Origin of the sequence: Verrucosispora sp. WMMD573 (genome assembly GCF_027497175.1) — a bacterium.
In the GTDB taxonomy this organism is placed as follows: Bacteria; Actinomycetota; Actinomycetes; order Mycobacteriales; family Micromonosporaceae; genus Micromonospora.
Genome location: NZ_CP114901.1, coordinates 6,437,878 through 6,454,405 on the forward strand (window position 1 = coordinate 6,437,878; position 16,528 = coordinate 6,454,405).

General features: G+C 71.7%; 15 protein-coding genes and 3 pseudogenes. 4 read left to right on the forward strand and 14 right to left on the reverse strand.

Annotation, left to right across the window (positions count from 1 at the left end; translation table 11 throughout):
* The first annotated feature begins 126 nt into the window (after positions 1 to 126).
* The gene (locus O7601_RS29160) at positions 127 to 990 is read left to right on the forward strand and encodes a DUF4097 family beta strand repeat-containing protein (protein ID WP_281564238.1); all 864 of its coding nucleotides are present in this window, start codon (positions 127 to 129) and stop codon (positions 988 to 990) included.
* Here O7601_RS29160 and O7601_RS29165 read toward each other — a convergent pair.
* The 13 genes and pseudogenes from O7601_RS29165 to hrcA form a co-directional block, all read right to left on the reverse strand.
* Positions 977 to 2,110: an acyltransferase gene (locus tag O7601_RS29165; protein ID WP_281564239.1), complete on the reverse strand. Its 1,134-nt coding sequence runs from the start codon at positions 2,108 to 2,110 to the stop codon at positions 977 to 979. The two genes, O7601_RS29160 and O7601_RS29165, sit on opposite strands and share 14 nt — an antisense overlap.
* A gap of 177 nt (positions 2,111 to 2,287) precedes the next feature.
* Positions 2,288 to 3,175 (reverse strand): GTPase Era, encoded by an 888-nt coding sequence (era, locus tag O7601_RS29170; RefSeq protein ID WP_281564240.1) that lies wholly within the window; start codon positions 3,173 to 3,175, stop codon positions 2,288 to 2,290.
* Between the two features lie 22 nt (positions 3,176 to 3,197).
* Positions 3,198 to 3,575: a cytidine deaminase gene (locus tag O7601_RS29175; protein WP_281564241.1), complete on the reverse strand. Its 378-nt coding sequence runs from the start codon at positions 3,573 to 3,575 to the stop codon at positions 3,198 to 3,200.
* Positions 3,568 to 4,974 carry a hemolysin family protein gene (locus O7601_RS29180; protein WP_281567090.1) on the reverse strand — a complete coding sequence of 469 codons (1,407 nt, stop codon included), beginning with the start codon at positions 4,972 to 4,974 and terminating at the stop codon, positions 3,568 to 3,570. The genes O7601_RS29175 and O7601_RS29180 overlap by 8 nt, the downstream gene beginning before the upstream one ends.
* Entirely contained in the window at positions 4,950 to 5,423 is a 474-nt protein-coding gene (gene ybeY, locus O7601_RS29185) for an rRNA maturation RNase YbeY (protein ID WP_281564242.1), read from the reverse strand. The genes O7601_RS29180 and ybeY overlap by 25 nt, the downstream gene beginning before the upstream one ends.
* A gap of 15 nt (positions 5,424 to 5,438) precedes the next feature.
* Positions 5,439 to 5,795, reverse strand: a pseudogene (locus O7601_RS29190) (PhoH family protein); the annotation flags it as partial.
* A 258-nt stretch (positions 5,796 to 6,053) separates the two neighbouring features.
* A pseudogene (locus O7601_RS29195) lies at positions 6,054 to 6,869 on the reverse strand (LAGLIDADG family homing endonuclease); the annotation flags it as partial.
* Positions 6,858 to 7,553 (reverse strand): annotated as a pseudogene (locus O7601_RS29200) (PhoH family protein); the annotation flags it as partial. The pseudogenes O7601_RS29200 and O7601_RS29195, both read right to left, overlap by 12 nt.
* Positions 7,554 to 7,736: 183 nt before the next feature.
* The gene (locus tag O7601_RS29205; RefSeq protein WP_281564243.1) at positions 7,737 to 9,125 is read right to left on the reverse strand and encodes a serine hydrolase domain-containing protein; all 1,389 of its coding nucleotides are present in this window, start codon (positions 9,123 to 9,125) and stop codon (positions 7,737 to 7,739) included.
* On the reverse strand, positions 9,122 to 9,481 hold the full coding sequence (locus tag O7601_RS29210; protein ID WP_281564244.1) for a histidine triad nucleotide-binding protein: 360 nt from the start codon (positions 9,479 to 9,481) through the stop codon (positions 9,122 to 9,124). Before O7601_RS29210 ends, O7601_RS29205 begins: the two co-directional genes overlap by 4 nt.
* Before the next feature lie 45 nt (positions 9,482 to 9,526).
* Positions 9,527 to 10,261, reverse strand: a complete 735-nt coding sequence (locus O7601_RS29215; RefSeq protein WP_281564245.1) for a 16S rRNA (uracil(1498)-N(3))-methyltransferase — start codon at positions 10,259 to 10,261, stop codon at positions 9,527 to 9,529.
* A gap of 1 nt (position 10,262) precedes the next feature.
* Complete coding sequence (gene dnaJ, locus O7601_RS29220; protein WP_281564246.1) at positions 10,263 to 11,408, reverse strand: molecular chaperone DnaJ; 1,146 nt, start codon at positions 11,406 to 11,408, stop codon at positions 10,263 to 10,265.
* Positions 11,409 to 11,481: 73 nt separating this feature from the next.
* Positions 11,482 to 12,504, reverse strand: a complete 1,023-nt coding sequence (gene hrcA, locus O7601_RS29225; protein ID WP_281564247.1) for a heat-inducible transcriptional repressor HrcA — start codon at positions 12,502 to 12,504, stop codon at positions 11,482 to 11,484.
* 210 nt (positions 12,505 to 12,714) lie between these two features.
* Between hrcA and O7601_RS29230 the strand changes: the two genes are divergently transcribed.
* Positions 12,715 to 13,311 carry a DUF4870 domain-containing protein gene (locus tag O7601_RS29230; protein ID WP_281564248.1) on the forward strand — a complete coding sequence of 199 codons (597 nt, stop codon included), beginning with the start codon at positions 12,715 to 12,717 and terminating at the stop codon, positions 13,309 to 13,311.
* Between the two features lie 27 nt (positions 13,312 to 13,338).
* Here O7601_RS29230 and hemW read toward each other — a convergent pair whose 3' ends face one another.
* Positions 13,339 to 14,562 carry a radical SAM family heme chaperone HemW gene (hemW, locus tag O7601_RS29235; protein ID WP_281564249.1) on the reverse strand — a complete coding sequence of 408 codons (1,224 nt, stop codon included), beginning with the start codon at positions 14,560 to 14,562 and terminating at the stop codon, positions 13,339 to 13,341.
* A gap of 20 nt (positions 14,563 to 14,582) precedes the next feature.
* On the opposite strand from hemW, the gene O7601_RS29240 reads away from it, so the two are divergent.
* A complete protein-coding gene (locus O7601_RS29240) occupies positions 14,583 to 15,371 on the forward strand; it encodes an enoyl-CoA hydratase-related protein (protein ID WP_281564250.1) in 789 nt (262 codons plus the stop codon).
* Between the two features lie 118 nt (positions 15,372 to 15,489).
* Positions 15,490 to 16,449, forward strand: coding sequence for a hypothetical protein (locus tag O7601_RS29245; RefSeq protein ID WP_281567091.1), 960 nt, complete (start codon positions 15,490 to 15,492; stop codon positions 16,447 to 16,449).
* The last annotated feature ends 79 nt before the right edge of the window (positions 16,450 to 16,528 follow it).

Below are 16,528 nucleotides of genomic sequence, written 5' to 3' on the forward strand. Positions count from 1 at the left end.
CGCGCCATTCTCCCCTCCGGCCGGAAATCAGGTCCGACCCCGGGTCGGAATTCAGGGTCCGCTCGGGGTCGCCGTGCCGGCGAACCCGGATGCGCGCGCGGTCGCGCCGGTCGTAGCGTGCTCGGCATGGCTTCGCACCGGACCAGCACCGTCTCCCGGCCCACCGCCGCGGATCAGCCCACCGCCGTGCGCCGAACCACCGCCCCGCGAGCGAGGGCCGCCCGCCGGGCCGGCGTGGCGGTCGCCGCGACCGCCGCCCTCATCGTCCTGGTCGGGTGCGACAACCTGTCGTACCGGCGGCTGGACTTCGACACCACCGAGGCCGCCCGGATCACCGCGATCCAGGTGCTGCCCGGTGCCGGCGACGTGATGGTCCGGGCGGACGGCGGGGCGGACGAGGTACGCGTCAAGCGCATGGTGCGCTACCAGGGCGGCCAGCCGGACACCAGCTACGAGATCAAGGGCGGGGAGCTGGTGCTGGACACCTCCTGCGGCCCCCGGTGCAGCGTCTCCTACGAGGTGACGGTCGGTGAGGGGGTGAGCGTGCGGGGCGAGACCGGCTCCGGGAACGTCGACCTCGGCCGCGTCGGCCAGGTGGATCTCAAGGTCGGCTCCGGCGACGTCCGGGTGGCCGCGGCGACCGACACGGTGCGGGTGGAGACCGGCTCCGGCAACATCGAGGTGTACGAGGTGACCGCACCCGTGGTGATGCGGGCCTCCTCCGGTGACGTGACGGGCAGCCGCCTCGGCGACAGCGTGGACGCGGAGACCAAGTCCGGCAACGTCAGCCTCGAACTGGACAAGCCCGCCTCCGTACGGGCGCACGCGTCGAGCGGCAACGTCGACCTGATCGTGCCGGAAGGCGCGTACCAGGTCCGGTCGAGGGTCGGCTCCGGTCAGATCGAGCTGGGCGTGACGCCCGACCCGTCCGCCACAACCGTGCTCGACCTGCGCACCGGCAGCGGCGACATCACCGTCACCTCGCGATGACTTCGCCACCTCGGCCACGCTGTTCCGGGACCGCCGAACGTTCCGCCGCTCCGGGGCTCGGTTCGTGCTCGTCGCCGACGCGGGACTCCGCATGCCGGCGGACGGGGCGCGACGCCGGGCGACGGCCACCGGGAACCAGCTCTGGCCGACGCCTCGCCGCCACGTCCTCGACCCAGCCCACCAGTACGGTGACCAGACCCACCAGCAGGAAGACCAGGGCCACCCGGATCGCCAGGCCCAGCGGATCCTGATGCGACCAGCCGACCACGTCGACCAACGGGGTCAGCGCGACCACGAACGCCATGTGCCACAGGTAGACCGTCAACGCCCGCCGGTTCAGCACGGTGACCGCCCGGCCGAACAACGCGCCACGGTCCACCCAGGCCGCGGTCGCCGGTGCCCTACCCAGCGCCACCAGGATGAACGCGGCCGACCAGAACGCGTTGCCGAGCGGAATGTCGTTGAGGTCGTAGCCACGCGGGCCCGCGTGAGTCAGCACCCAGGCACCACCCATCGCGGCGAGCGCGACCGCCGTCGGCACCAGAATCCAGGCGCTCAGGCGGCGCAGCATCCCGCTCTGGTGGGCGAAACCCAGCAGCCACGCCCCGAAGTAGAGCCCGAAGTGGCGCAGCACGACCGGCGGGTTCTGATAGATGCCCAACTCGATGACCAGCAGCAGGCAGTACGGGGCGAGCAGGGTGGGCAGCGGGAAGCGGCGGAACAGCCACAGCGCGGCCGGCGAGGCGAGAACGAACCAGAGGTAGTCACGCAGGTACCAGATCGGGCTCAGCGCCAGCGCACCCCAGTAGTTGGCCGGCGGGTCGGCCACCGGAAAGAGCCAGAGCAGCACCGTCGGAGACAGCGGCAGCCCGGTGAGCAGCATCGCCGGCACGAAGATCGCGGCGACCACCCACAGCGATGGCAGCAACCGCCGCAGTCGCCGCCCCACCGCCACCGGCCCGGACCGCAGCAGGGACGCGGCCATCAGCGAACCGGCCAGCGCGAACATCACCGACATCGCCGGGAACAGCAGCGTAAGCGATCCCCAGCCGGTGACGTGGTACACGACCACCCGCACGATGGCCAGAGCGCGCAGCAGGTCCAGGTATCTGTTTCGCATCAGCCTGCATCTGTGTCAGGGGGGTCGGAGGCTCTTGCTCTCCTACCCTCCGCTGCCCGCCGACGAACCGGCCAGAGACCCACTACGTTAGTGAAAATCCCCATCTGCCTGACCGGTCCCGATCAGACGCTCCGGCGCGGGTCGGGTCGTCCGATCGCACCGCTGAGCCGGATCGGCTCAGAACCCGAGCTTGCGCAGCTGCTTGGGGTCGCGCTGCCAGTCCTTGGCCACCCGTACGTGCAGATCGAGGTAGACCTTCGTGCCCAACAACTCCTCGATCTGCCGCCGCGCGGCGGTGCCGACCCCCTTGAGCCGAGCACCCCGATGCCCGATGATGATCGCCTTCTGGCTGGGCCGCTCCACGTACACGTCGGCGTAGATCTTGGTCAGCCGGTCCTCCGGGATCATCTCCTCCACCACCACGGCGATGGAGTGCGGCAACTCGTCCCGGACACCCTCCAGCGCGGCCTCCCGGATCAGCTCCGCCACCAGCACCTGCTCCGGATCGTCGGTGAGCATGTCGTCCGGGTACAGCTGCGGCGACTCGGGGAGATAGCGCGTCATCACCTCGACCAGGGTGTCCACCTGGTGTCCGGAGACCGCGCTGACCGGCACGACCTCCGCGAAATCCCCCAACTCACTGACGGCGAGCAGCTGCTCGGCCAGTCGCTTGCGATCGACCAGGTCGGTCTTGGTGACCACCGCCAGCACGGTCGCCTTCAGCTCGGCCAGCTCCCCGGTGATGAACCGGTCGCCCCGGCCGATCGGCTCGTCGGCCGGGATGCAGAGACCGATCACGTCGACCTCGCTCCAGGTCTGCCGCACCAGATCGTTGAGCCGCTCGCCCAACAGGGTGCGGGGGCGGTGCAGGCCCGGAGTGTCGACCAGCACGAGCTGCGACTCCGGCCGGTGCAGCACCGCCCGGATGACGTGCCGGGTGGTCTGTGGCTTGTTCGACGTGATCGCGATCTTCTGCCCGACGATGGCATTGGTCAACGTGGACTTGCCGGCGTTGGGCCGCCCGACGAAACACGCGAAACCCGCCCGGTAGGAGCGCTCGCTCATGCCCGCACTCCGCCCCGCTCGCTCATGCGGTCACCGTGCCGAGCACCGTGCCGTCCGGCCCGGCCACGTGCACCGGCGCGTCGGCGGCCAGGTCACGCACGGCCGCGTAGCCGGCACCGTCCAACGTGGACGCCTCGGTCACGACCACCGCGGCCTCCAACCGGGTGGCACCCGCCGCAGCCGCCGAGGCGACCGCCAGTTGCAGCGCGGTGATGGTCAGCGAGGGCAGCGACACGCTGGCCGCCGCATACGTCCGGCCGTCCTGATCCCGGACCGCGGCACCCTCCACGGCGCCCACCCGGCCCCGGGCACCCCGGGCGAGGATGACCAGCTTGCCGTCCTCGGCGCTCAATTCGGAGCCGGTGGACCGGACGGCCGGCACGGCGGGTGACTCAGGCATCGGCGGGCTGCCTCTCCTCGGATTGGTCGGTGTCGGAACGGGACGCGGTCGGCGGGCCGCCCGGAGCGTCCTTCGTGTTGGTCGGCTCCACCCGGCGCACCAGCACCGTGTCGATCCGGTTGCGGCGACCCGTGGTGCCCTCGGCGACCAGGCGCAGGCCGGCCACCTCGACCCGCGCGCCCGGAATCGGCACCCGACCCAGGGCCTGGGCGAGCAGACCACCCACGGTCTCCACCTCGTCGTGCGGCAGCTCGGTGTCGAACAGCTCGCCGAGATCCTCGACCGGCAGCCGTGCGGTGACCCGCACCGCACCGTCGGGCAACTGCTCGACAGGTGGGCGCTCGACGTCATACTCGTCGGTGATCTCCCCGACGATCTCTTCGAGAATGTCCTCGATGGTGACCAGGCCGCCGGTGCCGCCGTACTCGTCGACCACGATGACCAGGTGGTTGCGGGCGGCCTGCATCTCCGACAGCAGATCGTCGACGGGCTTGGACTCGGGCACGAAGGTCGCCGGCCGCATCAGCTCGGCCACCGGCAGCTGACGATCCTCGACAGCCCCGCCCTGGGTACGCCGGATCAGGTCCTTGAGATACAGGATGCCGAGCACGTCGTCCACGCTCTCGCCGATCACCGGAATCCGGGAGAAGCCGGAGCGCAGGAACAGCGCGAGCGCCTGGGAGAGGTTCTTGCCCGACTCGATCCACACCATCTCGGTACGCGGCACCATCACCTCGCGGACGATGGTGTCGCCGAGCGCGAAGACCGAATGGATCATCTGCCGCTCGCCGTGCTCCACCACGCCCCGCTGCTCGGCGAGGTCGACCAGCTCACGCAGCTCGACCTGGGTGGCGAACGGCCCCTCCCGAAAACCACGGCCCGGCGTGACCGCGTTACCGATCAGGATCAGCAGGGAGGCCAGCGGGTTGAGCACCCGGCCCAGCCAGCGCACCAGCGGCGCGGCCGAACGGCCCACCACGTACGCGTGCTGCCGGCCGAGAGTACGCGGACCCACGCCGACCACGACGAAGCTGACCACGGTCATCGCCCCGGCGGTGACCAGCGCCGCCCGCCAGCCGGCGCCGAAGGTGTCCACCGCCACCAGCGCCACCAGCGTGGTGGCGGTCAGCTCGGCGAGCAGCCGGAGCAGCAACAGGAGATTGAGATGCCGGACCACGTCACCGGCGACCGTCTGAAGGGTGCGCGCGCCCCGGATCCCCTCTCGGGCCAGCTCGGCCGCCCGGGCCGGTGAGACCGCGGCCAGGGCGGCCTCGGTCATCGCGATCAGGCCGGCAAGCACCACCAGCCCGGCAGCGAACACGAGCAGTTGCAGGTCGGGTAGGCCAGTGGCGGCCGCGGCCAGCGGAGTGTCCATCACCGGGAGCGGGCCGACCGCCAGCTCGCCAGCAACCGGGCCTGGAGACCGAACATCTCCCGCTCCTCCTCCGGCTCCGCATGGTCGTAGCCGAGCAGGTGCAGGACACCGTGCACGGTGAGCAGATGCAGCTCGTCGGCGGTGCGATGCCCGGCGGTGGCGGCCTGCTTCGCCGCCACCTCCGGACAGAGCACGATGTCGCCGAGCAGTGCGGGCTCACCACCGGCGGCGGCGGTCTCACCCGGCCCGTGGTCGACGCTGCCCTCGTCCATGGGAAAGGCCAGCACGTCGGTCGGACCGTCGCCGCCCATCCAGCGATGGTTCAGCTCGGTCATGTAGTCGATGTCGACAAGCAGCACGGAAAGCTCGGCGAGCGGGTTGACTCCCATCTCGTCGAGCGCATGCCGGGCGACGGCGAGCACGGCGTCGGTGTCGACCTCGGCACCGGACTCGTTGGCGATCTCGATGGACAACTGTCTTCCCTCGGTCTAGCGGCGCCGGCCGCCGCGGTTGCCCTGGGCGCTGCGCCCGGACACCGCGTGCACGCCCTGCGCCTGCTGGTTCTCGGCGTCCCACCGCGCGTACGCGTCGACGATCTCCCCGACCAACCGGTGACGCACCACGTCGGCGCTGGACAGCTGCGCGAAGTGCACGTCGTCGACCCCGGCCAGGATGTCCCGGACGACCCGCAGCCCGCTTGTCGTCCCACCGGGCAGGTCGACCTGGGTGACGTCGCCGGTGACTACGATCTTGGAGCCGAAGCCGAGCCGGGTGAGGAACATCTTCATCTGCTCGGGCGTGGTGTTCTGCGCCTCGTCGAGAATGATGAACGCGTCGTTGAGCGTGTTGTGCGTGACCAGGAAGTCATCGGTGACATACAGCGAATCCTCCGCCGCCACCTGGATGCACATCGTCTCCTGGACACCGGCGGGAACGATCGAGTCGATGAAACGCATCGGCCGGCCGCCGCCGCACTCCTCGTACCGCTGGCGCTTACGCGACAACCGGAACGGCGGTACGCCCTCCGGCAAGCGGATCTCCACGACATAGGCGTCCGACCGGTGGGCGACCGGTCGACCGTTGGCCAGGCCAGGCTTGCGGCCCTCGGCCACTCGAACACGCCACGTCGCCACGCCACCGAGTGACTGGACCAGGTGGACGACATCGTCACGCAGTCGGGGAGAGGTCGTCGAGTACTGCACCCGGCAGGTACGTCCGGCCTGCCCGCCGTCGGTGTCCAGCAGCCCCTGCAGGACGGCCAGGCGGACATCGACGCTGTTCTGGAGATAGACGGACGGGACGAACTTGGTACCTGACTTCGTCCCGTCCAGCCCCAACTCGCGGAGCGCGACCGTCACCGGGTTCGCGACGATCACCCCGCCTAGCTGCCCCTTGGTGTGCCGGAGCACAAAGTCGTACTCGCTCTTGCGGTGCAGCTCGATGTCGACCAGATCGTCCTCGATCGCCCGGGCGAGCTCGGGGTCCGCCGTGGTGAACCCCGGCGTCGTCCGGCACGAGATCGACCCGTCACCGAGCAGCAGGCCGAGGACGTACGGATCGAGCGGAACGTCCTGCGGCTCCAACTGCACCGGAGCCACAACCGGCAGTTCGTAACGGCGGATGTCACCCCGCCGCTCCTGCCCGATCATCTCCTGGGTCTCCAGCGTGCGCCGGCGACCACGCCGCTTGTCCTCGGGGGTGGCCACGGTCCAGAGGTGCTCACCGCAGCACAGGGTGGAGGCCCCGTCCTGCGTGGTCACCCGGTAGACCTGCTTGGGCCCTTGCGGGTAGATCCCGATCACGGGGGTCGGCATGCCGTTCGAGCCGATCACCAGGTCGCCAACCTGGAGTGAGCCGAACCGCTTGAAGCCCTCCGGGGTCAGCACGCGGGCGTCGTACGGCTGCGCCCGACCCCTCATATATGCGAGGGGGGCGACCTCGATCGTGCCGGCGGCCATCAGCTTCGGGATGGTCTCCGGGTCGAGCATGTCGTGCAGGGCGTCGTAGAGCGGGCGCAGGTAGGGGTCGATCTTCTCGTTGAGCGTGCCCGGCAGGAAACCGAGTCGCTCCCCCGCCTCGACCGCCGGCCGGGTCAGGATGATCCGGTTGATCTGCTTGGCCTGCAACGACTGCACCGCCTTGGCCATGGCGAGGTAGGTCTTGCCGGTACCCGCCGGGCCGATGCCGAAGACGATGGTGTGCCCGTCGATCGCGTCGACGTAGCGCTTCTGACCCAGCGTCTTGGGACGGATGGTGCGCCCGCGCCGGGAGAGGATGTTGAGGGTCAGGACCTCGGCGGGCCGCTCCGTGCCACCCTGTTCGAGCATGCCGACGGTACGCCGGACGGCATCTGTGGTCAGGGTCTCGCCTTTCTCGATGAGTTCGAGCAACTCGCTGAAGAGCCGCTCGGCGAGGGCGTTGTCGGCGGGAGCGCCGGTGATGGTGATCTCGTTGCCACGCACGTGCACGTCACTGTTCACCGAGCGCTCGACCAGTCGCAGGATCTCGTCACCCGCGCCGAGCAGGTTGACCATGATCTTCGAATCGGGAACCGTGATCCTGGTCTGCACCCGGGGCGGGCCGGGAGGTGGGGTGCCGGTCATAGGTCGGGCCCGAGGGCCCTGCGCCACCTGCTCTCGATCTCGGTGCCGGGCCCGTGGCACGGCGTGTGGACGTTGCCACCATCGTATCGGTTCAACGGCGGGGACACGCTGCCCATTTCCGCCGCTGTGACGCCCCGGCACCACCGGACAGAGCAGGGCATTCCACCCCGACGTACCGCCCGGTCAGACGCGGAAGTCGAAACCGTCGAAGGTCTCCTGGCGGCGGGTGAACCGGTAGGTCGCCCAGTGCATCCGGACCACCGCGCCGGCGGAGTCACGGGTCAACCGGAGCAGCTCGCCGTTCTCCCGGCCGGAGGCGGTACGGAACACGTCCGGCTGGCCCGGCACCGGGGCGAACACCGCCGGCGGCTTTCCCGGCGGGTCACCGGCGCCACGGGCCCGCAGGGCCCCCTCGTGCCACGAGAAGACGTACTCGAAGCCCTCGCCCCACCAGCGGCCGAGCAGCCCGCGCACGTCCGGCGGCGCCGGCTCACCGGGACGCCACGGGTCGATGTCGGCCGGATCGTGCTCGACTGCGGCGGCGAGCAGCCGGTGCGGCAGTTCCAGCAGCTCGACGGCGGTGCCGGAGGAGCCCAGCACGGCGGCGCCGAACGCCCCCGGGGTGCCCTCGCCGCCCCGGCGGCCGTACGCCCCGGCGAGGAAGCCGGGCATCGCCCCGTCGTGCCCGACGTGCACCACCCGCTCCCCTCGGGGCACCAGAATCAGGCCGAGACCGAACCCGCCGGCCCACACCGCCTCGTCGGTGACCGTCACCGGCCAGCGCATCTCGTCAAGCGTGGCCGGGGCGAGCACCCGACCCGCCGCGTCCAACGCCGCCGGGTCGGCCAGGAAGGCGGCCCACCGGGCCATGTCGGTGGCCGTGCTCCACAGTTGCGCGGCAGGGCTCACCGCGCCAAAGTCGGTGGGCGGCTCCGGATGCGCCTCGTCGGAGTACGCGTCGACCAGGTACCCGGTCGCGGCGCGCGGGCCCGGGACGGTGGTGGTGGCGGTCAGTCCGAGCGGGGTCAGCACCCGCTCGGTCAGCGTCTCCGCCCAGGTGCCGCCGCGTACCTGCCCGACCAGGTGGCCGAGCAGTGCCATGCCGAGGTTGGAGTAGTGGTAGCGGCGGCCGGTCGGCAGCACCCGCTCGGCCCGGGCCAGCTCGGTGATCAGCTGGTCGGCGTCCGGCGCCCGCAGCGTGTCCCAGACGTCGCCGTACGGTTCCCGTTGCAGGCCGGCGGTGTGCGACAGCAGCCGGCGTACGGTCAGCTCGCCGTGCGCCGGCAGGTCGAGGTGCCGGCGCAGCGGGTCGTCGAGGTCGAGCAGCCCGTCGTCGCGGCACTGCATGACCAGCACGGCGGTGAACGTCTTGGTGACCGAGCCGATCCGGAACCGGGTCTGGTCGTCCAGGGCGGCGGCGTTGCCGGTGCCGCCGGCGGCGCATGTCCACAACGGCCGGTCGGCGCGGTGCACCGCCGCCGAGATCGCGGGCACCCGGGCCTGCGCCTGGACCTGGCGCACCATCCGGTCCAGGCGATCGGCTGCGGAGGTGCGGCCGGCGGCGGAGGTCATCCGAGGTTCCGGGCCAGCATCGGGCCGAGGGGGGCGCCGCCGAGCACGTGGGCGTGCACGTGGAAGACCTCCTGGCCGCCGTACGCTCCGGTGTTGAACATCAGCCGGAACCCGTCGCCGAGCAGGCCCTCGTCCTCGGCCACCGCGGCGGCGGTGGCCAGCACCTCGCCGGCCAGCCCCGGATCACCCTGGCCCAGCGTGGCCACGTCGGCGTAGTGCTCCTTCGGAATGACCAGCACGTGCACCGGTGCCTTCGGGTCGATGTCGCGGAAGGCGAGCGTGGTGGGTGTCTCACGGACCACGGTGGCCGGAATCTCTCCGTCGACGATGCGGCAGAACAGACAGTCGCTTCCCATCCGGGCAGTGTAAGGAAGGGGTCCGCGGCGATGTTCCCGCGACGCTCACCACCGCAGCAGGCGGGTGGCGAGGACCGCCAGGGCAGCCACCCCGGCGGTGGAGGTGCGCAGCACCGAGGAGCCGAGCCGCACCGGTCGGGCACCGGCTTCCTGGAAGGCCGACAACTCGGCCGGGGTGATGCCACCCTCCGGCCCCACCACCAGCACGATCTCGCCGTGCTCCGGCAGTTCGACGGTGGTCAGCCGGTCCGTCGCCTCCTCGTGCAGCACGTACCGGCCCGCCGCCCCGGCGATCCGGCGCGTCACCGATGTGGTGGTCTCGTCCGGTGCCCCCGCCACCACCGGCAGCCACGCCCGCCGGGCCTGCTTCGTCGCCTCCCGGGTGGTCGCTACCCACCGGCTGCGGGCCCGTACGCCCCGGTCGCCGCGCCACTGCACCACCGAGCGGCCCGCCGCCCAGGGGACTATCTCGTCCACGCCCGCCTCGGTCATGGCCTGCACGGCCAGCTCACCCCGGTCGCCCTTGGCGATGCCCTGGACCACCACCAGCCGCGGGTTCGCCGCGTCGACGTACCCCCGGTCGGTCACGTCGAGGTCGAGGGTGCCCCGGCCGACGGCGCTGACCACGGCGGTGGCCGTGCCGCCTCGCCCGTCGGCGAGCAGCACCTGCTCGCCGACGCGCAGCCGCTGCACGGTCGCGGCATGGTGGCCCTCGGGGCCGTCCAGCACCATCGAGGCGGCGGTGGGCAGCGACTCGACCAGGAACAGCGGGGCGGACACGTCAGGCGTGGCCGTTGAAGGCGTCGCGCATCCGGGAGAAGAAGCCACCCTGCTTGGTCAGCTCGGCGACCTCCTCGCCGCGGGTCTTGGCGAACTCGCGCAGCATCCGCTCCTGCTCGGCGTCGAGCTTGGTCGGGGTACGCACGTCCAGGTGGACGTAGAGGTCGCCGCGCCCGGCGCCGCGCAGGTGCGGTACGCCGCGGGCCCGCAGCCGCAGGGTGCTGCCCGGCTGGGTGCCCGGCTTGACGTCGACCGGCTCCTCGCTGTCGAGCGCCTTGATGGTCAGCCGGGTGCCGAGCGCGGCGGCCGTCATCGGCACGGTGACCCGGCAGTGCAGGTCGTCCCCCTTGCGGGAGAAGACGTCGTGTGGCCGTTCGTGGATCTCCACGTAGAGGTCCCCGGCGGTGCCGCCGCCCGGGCCGACCTCGCCCTGCTGGGCGAGGCGGATCCGCATGCCGTCCTCCACCCCGGCGGGGATCTTGACGGTCAGCGAACGGCGGGTGCGCACCCGGCCGTCGCCGGCGCAGGTCGGGCAGGGGCTCGGGATGGTGGTGCCGTAGCCCTGGCAGACCGTGCACGGCCGGGCGGAGACCACCTGCCCGAGGAAGGTGCGCTGCACCGACTGCACCTCGCCCCGGCCACCGCAGGCCTCGCAGGTGGCCAGGTGGGTGCCGGCGGCGGTGCCGGCGCCGGAGCAGGTGGTGCAGAGCACGGCGGTGTCGACGGTGATCGGCGCCTCGACGCCGAAGGCGGTCTCCTGAAGGTCCAGCTCCAGGCGCAGGATCGCATCGGCGCCCGGGCGGGTGCGCGGACGCGGGCCTCGCCCGGCGCCCGTGGCTCCGCCGAAGAACGCGTCCATGATGTCCTGGAAGCCGACGAAGGGACCGGCCCCGCCGGGGCCACCCGGACCGCCGGGTCCGCCCCCGCCGGGGGCCAGCGGGTCCCCGCCCAGGTCGACGATCTGCCGTTTCCGATCGTCCGAGAGAACCTCGTACGCGGCGTTGATGTCCTTGAACTTCTCCTGTGCCTCCGGATCCGGATTCACGTCCGGATGGAACTGGCGCGCCAACTTGCGGTAGGCGCGCTTGATCTCGTCATCGGAGGCACCCTTGCTCACGCCGAGAATGCCGTAGTAGTCCCTGGCCACTGCGTTCCGTGTCCTCGTGTTCGTCTCGGGTTACGCCGTTCGGCGGCGGCAGCCTGCCGTCGGCCCTGACTTGTCAGTTCTGGGCCAGCAGCTCGCCCACGTAGCGTGCCACGGCCCTCACCGTGGCGATGGTTCCGGGGTAGTCCATCCGGGTCGGTCCCAGCACGCCCATCCCCCCGACGATTGTCGCGCCCGGGCCGTACCCCGTGCTGACCACGGAGGCCGCCCGTAGGTTGTCGATCTCGTTCTCGTCGCCGATGCGCACCCGCAGTGTGCTCGGCTCCACCTCGCCAATGAGCTTGAGCAGCACGACCTCCTCCTCAAGCGCTTCGAGGATCGGACGCAACGAGCCCTGGAAGTCGAGCAGGCCGCCCCGGGCGAGGTTGGCGGTGCCGGCCAGCGCGAGCCGCTCCTCGTGTCGTTCGACGAGTGTCTCCAGCAGCACCGTGGACAGGGTGGCCATCGCCGCGCGCAGGTGCGGCACGGAGTCGTCGATGAGCGTCTGCACCAGCGGCGGGGTCTCCGACAGGCGGACACCCACCAGTTTCTCGTTGACCAGCCGGCGCAGGTCCAGCACGTCGTCGGCGAGGACCGGTGCGGGCAGCTCCACCAGCCGCTGCTCGACCCGGCCGGTGTCGGCGATCATCACCAGCATCAGCCGGGTGGTGGAGATCGGCACCAGTTCCAGGTGCCGCACCCGGGACCGGGCCAGGCTCGGGTACTGCACGACGGCGACCTGCCGGGTCAACTGCGCCAGCAGCCGCACTGTGCGGTGCACCACATCGTCCAGGTCGACGGCGCCGGCCAGGAAGCGCTCGATCGCCCGGCGCTCGGCCGGGCTGAGCGGCTTGACCCGGCTCAGCCGGTCGACGAACAGTCGGTAGCCACGGTCGGTGGGCACCCGCCCGGCGCTGGTGTGCGGCTGACGGATGTAGCCCTCTTCCTCCAGCACGGCCATGTCGTTTCGGACCGTGGCCGGCGAGACGCCGAGTTGGTGCCGCTCGACAAGTGACTTGCTGCCGACCGGCTCCTGGGTGGCGACGTAGTCCTCGACGATCGCCCGGAGCACGGCGAGCTTCCGGTCGTCCAGACCCATCCTTGCCACCTCCTGTCGCAGGTCAGCCCGCAGCGTCACGGCCGCCAGAGGAACACTCTGGCACTCGACTGTAGCGAGTGCCAGTCTACGTCGGCGTCCCCCTCGACGCGATGATCAAGTCGGCACGCCCGTCATCGAACCGATCGGCGGGTTGACACTCGCCGGTGTCGCTCTGGTGCGCCGTTGCCGCTGGCACCTACCGTGACCTCCATGACTGAACCACCTCGTCCCCCGGACTCCGGCGACGAACCCACGACACCACTGTCCGGTTCGCCTGGCCAGGGCGGCTATCCCCCGCCCGGCGGCTATCCCCCTCCCACCGGCGACCAGCCGCCGCCGGCCGGCTACCCACCACCCGGCAGCTACCCGCCGCCGGGCGGTTACCCGCCCCCACCCGGAGCCCCCGGTGTCGGCTACCCGACCGGCGGTTACGGCGCTCCTGGCGGTGGCTACGCCAACAACGAGGACAAGACCTGGGCCCTGATCGCGCACTTCGGCGGCCCGCTCGGCGTGGTCGTCGGCGGCGGGCTCTTCGGCTGGGTGGCGCCACTGATCGCGATGATGGCCCGCGGGCAGCAGTCCCCGATCGTCCGGGCGCACTCGGTGGCCGCGCTGAACTTCCAGCTCACCTGGGCGGTCGCTGGCGTGCTGAGCTGGGTGCTCGCCACGATCACCTGCGGCATCCTGTTCTTCGTGCCGATCCTCGTCGCGATCGTGCCGTTGATCTTCGGCATCATCGGCGGGGTCAAGGCCAACGAGGGCGTGCTCTACCAGTACCCGATGACCTACGCGTTCGTGAAGCGCTGAGCGCGCCGGCCGGTCTGATGACGGGGATCAGGGCAGCAGGTCGCGGACCACGGCGTCGGCGAGCAGCCGACCGCGCAGGGTGAGCACGGCGCGGCCGGCGGCGTGGGCGGGCTGGTCGAGCAGCCCCTCGGCCGCCGCCCGCGCCGCGCCGGCCCGACCGGCGTCGGTCAGCGCGTCCAGCGGCAGGCCCGCGGGCAGCCGCAGCCGGAGCATGACGTCCTCCATGTGCGCCTCGTCGCCGGTGAGCACCTCCCGGGCCTGCCCGGGTGACGCTTCGGCGGCGAGGCGTTGCGCGTACGCGGCGGGATGTTTGACGTTCCACCAGCGCACCCCGCCGACATGGCTGTGCGCTCCCGGCCCGAGGCCCCACCAGTCACCGCCGGTCCAGTAGAGCAGGTTGTGCCGGCAGCGCGCGGCCGGTGTGCGGGCCCAGTTGGAGACCTCGTACCAGGAGAAGCCGGCCGCACCGAGGGCGGACTCGGCGGCCAGGTAACGGTCCGCGGCGACGTCCTCGTCCGGGTACGGCAGTTCACCACGGCGCATCCGGGCGGCCAGCCGGGTGCCGTCCTCGACGATCAGGGCGTACGCGCTGACATGGTCCACGCCAGCGGCGATCACCTGGTCCAGCGAGGCGGCGAAGTCATCGGCCCGCTCCCCCGGTGTCCCGTAGATCAGGTCGAGATTGACGTGGTCGAAGCCGGCGTCGCGGGCCTCCAGCGCGGCGGCGGTGGCCCGACCGGCGTGGTGCCGGCGGTCGAGCACGGCGAGCACCCCGGGCGCGGCCGACTGCATGCCCAGCGAGATCCGGGTGTACCCGGCGGCACGCAACTCCTTCAGCGAGGTGGGCGTCACCGACTCCGGGTTGGCCTCGGTGGTCACCTCCGCGTCGGCGGCCAACCCCCAGGTCCGGTCGATCGCGTCGAGGATCCGGGCCAGGTCGTCGGCGGGCAGCAGGGTGGGGGTGCCGCCGCCGACGAAGACCGTGTCCACCCGTGCCGGTGGGGCCTCGCCCAGCACCCGGGCGGCGAGCGTCAGTTCCGCCAGCACGGTGTCGGCGTAGCTCTCCCGGCTCGCGCCGCCGCCCAGTTCGTCGGCGGTGTACGTGTTGAAGTCGCAGTAGCCGCAGCGGCTCGCGCAGAAGGGCACATGCACGTAGACCCCGAAACCCCGGGCGCCCACTGAGGCACGGGCGGACGCGGGCAGCGACCCGTCGGCGGGGACGGGCTCGCCTGCTGGAAGAACGCCGGGCATGGCCACTAGTGTGCCCTGGCATGACCTCTCCCGACGCGCTCGTGCGGGTCGCCACGGCCCGCGGGGTGACCACGCTCACGCTGGACAGTCCGCACAACCGCAACGCGCTCTCCACACCGTTGATGACCGAACTGCTGGCGGGGCTGGCCGCCGCGGTCGCCGACGACGCGGTCCGGGTGATCGTGCTCGACCACAGCGGACCGGTCTTCTGCTCCGGCGCCGACCTGAAGGAGACCGCGGCGGCGTACGCCAGCGGCACGGTGCCCGCCAGGATGCTGGGTGACGTGCTCGCGGCGGTCTGGGAGTGCCCGAAGCCGGTGCTGGCGAGGGTGGCCGGCCCGGCCCGGGCCGGCGGACTGGGCCTGATCGCGGCGGCCGACCTGGCGGTCTGCGCGGCCGAGGCCACGTTCGCCTTCACCGAGGTGCGGATCGGGGTGATCCCGGCGGTGATCTCCGCGACGGTGCTGCCCCGCCTAACCACCCGGGCGGCGGCCGAGCTGTACCTGACCGGCGACACCTTCGACGGCCGGCGGGCCGCCGAGATCGGCCTGGTCACCGCCGCGGTGCCGGCCGAGGAGCTGGATGCCGAGGTGCGGCGGTACTGCGACTCGCTGGTCCGTGGGGCCCCGGCGGCGCTGGCCGGCGCGAAGCGCCTGCTGCGCCGGCCGGCCGCCGTCGACCTGCGGGCCGACCTGGCCGAGCTGGCCGAGCTGTCCACCGGGTACTTCCTGTCGGCGGACGGGATCGAGGGGGTCACCGCGTTCCGGGAGAAGCGCCAGCCGCGCTGGGTGACGGAACTCGGTGGGTGAGGTACGGCCGGGACGGGGAACCTCGGGTTACGCGGGGGTGCCACAGGAGGTGGGAACCGGTCGGACGACCCGAACGGGTCGATGAGGGACGTACGCTTGGCGGACCTTGACGCAGGAGGTGCGGGTGCGAACTCGGGCTGTCGCGACGGGCTTCGTGGTCCTCGTCCTGATCGCCGCGATCGGGATGATCGTGGTGCTGAGGCAGGCCGGTGAGGGGCTCCGGCTGCCGTTGGCCGGCCGGGCCTGCACGGTGCAGGCCGACGGCAAGGTGACGCTCGACTCGCAGCAGATGGCGAATGCGGCGACCATCGCGGCGATCGGCGTGCAGCGCGACATGCCGGAGCGGGCGGTGGTGGTGGCGCTGGCCACCGCGTACCAGGAGTCCGGGTTGCGCAACCTGACCGGCGGCGACCGCGACTCCGTGGGGCTGTTCCAGCAGCGACCGAGCCAGGGTTGGGGCACGCCGACACAGATCCGCGACCCCCGGTACGCGGCGGGGAAGTTCTACGCGGCGCTGAAGAAGGTGCGCGGCTGGGAGGACATGCGGGTCACCGACGCCGCGCAGAAGGTGCAGCGCTCGGCCTTCCCGGAGGCGTACGAGAAGTGGGCCGACGAGTCGCAGGTGCTCAGCCGGGCGCTGCTCGGCCACGCCACCACGGCGGTCACCTGCGCGGTGGGCGGTGATCCGGTGCTGCGCGGCGCCGCCGCCATTGCCGCGCTGACCGAGGGACTGGCGCTCGACTGGGGTCTGCGAGCCTTCACCTCCGACGACGACCGGCAGACGGGCAGGGGCTACTTCAGCTCCGCCGTCGACAGCTACGGCAACCCGACTCTGCTGAAGGTGGGGATCAACGACTTCGAGCGGAGCCCCGCCGGCAGCCTGATGACCTCCGCCGAGGGCGTGCGGGCCGGCTGGCGGTACACGCACTGGCTGGTCTCCCACGCGAAGGAGCACGGGGTGAAGCGGGTGACCTACGACGGCCGGGAGTGGACCGCCAAGCGCGGTGACTGGAAGCGCCTGCCGGACAGCGACCGGGGTGACACGGAGGTCCTCGCCGAGGTCCACGCCGACGTCTGACCTGTCGCTCTTACTCGCAGTCACCGCAAGATCCGGCATTTCGGTACGTAAAGCCGCGTCTCGCCACGTTGGGTGACAT

What these genes read in the sequence shown, in the direction of transcription:
- O7601_RS29160 (WP_281564238.1), top strand. Translation starts at nt 127, where the DNA reads ATGGCTTCGCACCGGACCAGCACCGTCTCCCGGCCCACCGCCGCGGAT.
- O7601_RS29165 (WP_281564239.1), bottom strand. Translation starts at nt 2,110, where the DNA reads ATGCGAAACAGATACCTGGACCTGCTGCGCGCTCTGGCCATCGTGCGG.
- era (WP_281564240.1), bottom strand. Translation starts at nt 3,175, where the DNA reads ATGAGCGAGCGCTCCTACCGGGCGGGTTTCGCGTGTTTCGTCGGGCGG.
- O7601_RS29175 (WP_281564241.1), bottom strand. Translation starts at nt 3,575, where the DNA reads ATGCCTGAGTCACCCGCCGTGCCGGCCGTCCGGTCCACCGGCTCCGAA.
- O7601_RS29205 (WP_281564243.1), bottom strand. Translation starts at nt 9,125, where the DNA reads ATGACCTCCGCCGCCGGCCGCACCTCCGCAGCCGATCGCCTGGACCGG.
- O7601_RS29210 (WP_281564244.1), bottom strand. Translation starts at nt 9,481, where the DNA reads ATGGGAAGCGACTGTCTGTTCTGCCGCATCGTCGACGGAGAGATTCCG.
- hrcA (WP_281564247.1), bottom strand. Translation starts at nt 12,504, where the DNA reads ATGGGTCTGGACGACCGGAAGCTCGCCGTGCTCCGGGCGATCGTCGAG.
- O7601_RS29230 (WP_281564248.1), top strand. Translation starts at nt 12,715, where the DNA reads ATGACTGAACCACCTCGTCCCCCGGACTCCGGCGACGAACCCACGACA.
- hemW (WP_281564249.1), bottom strand. Translation starts at nt 14,562, where the DNA reads ATGCCCGGCGTTCTTCCAGCAGGCGAGCCCGTCCCCGCCGACGGGTCG.
- O7601_RS29240 (WP_281564250.1), top strand. Translation starts at nt 14,583, where the DNA reads ATGACCTCTCCCGACGCGCTCGTGCGGGTCGCCACGGCCCGCGGGGTG.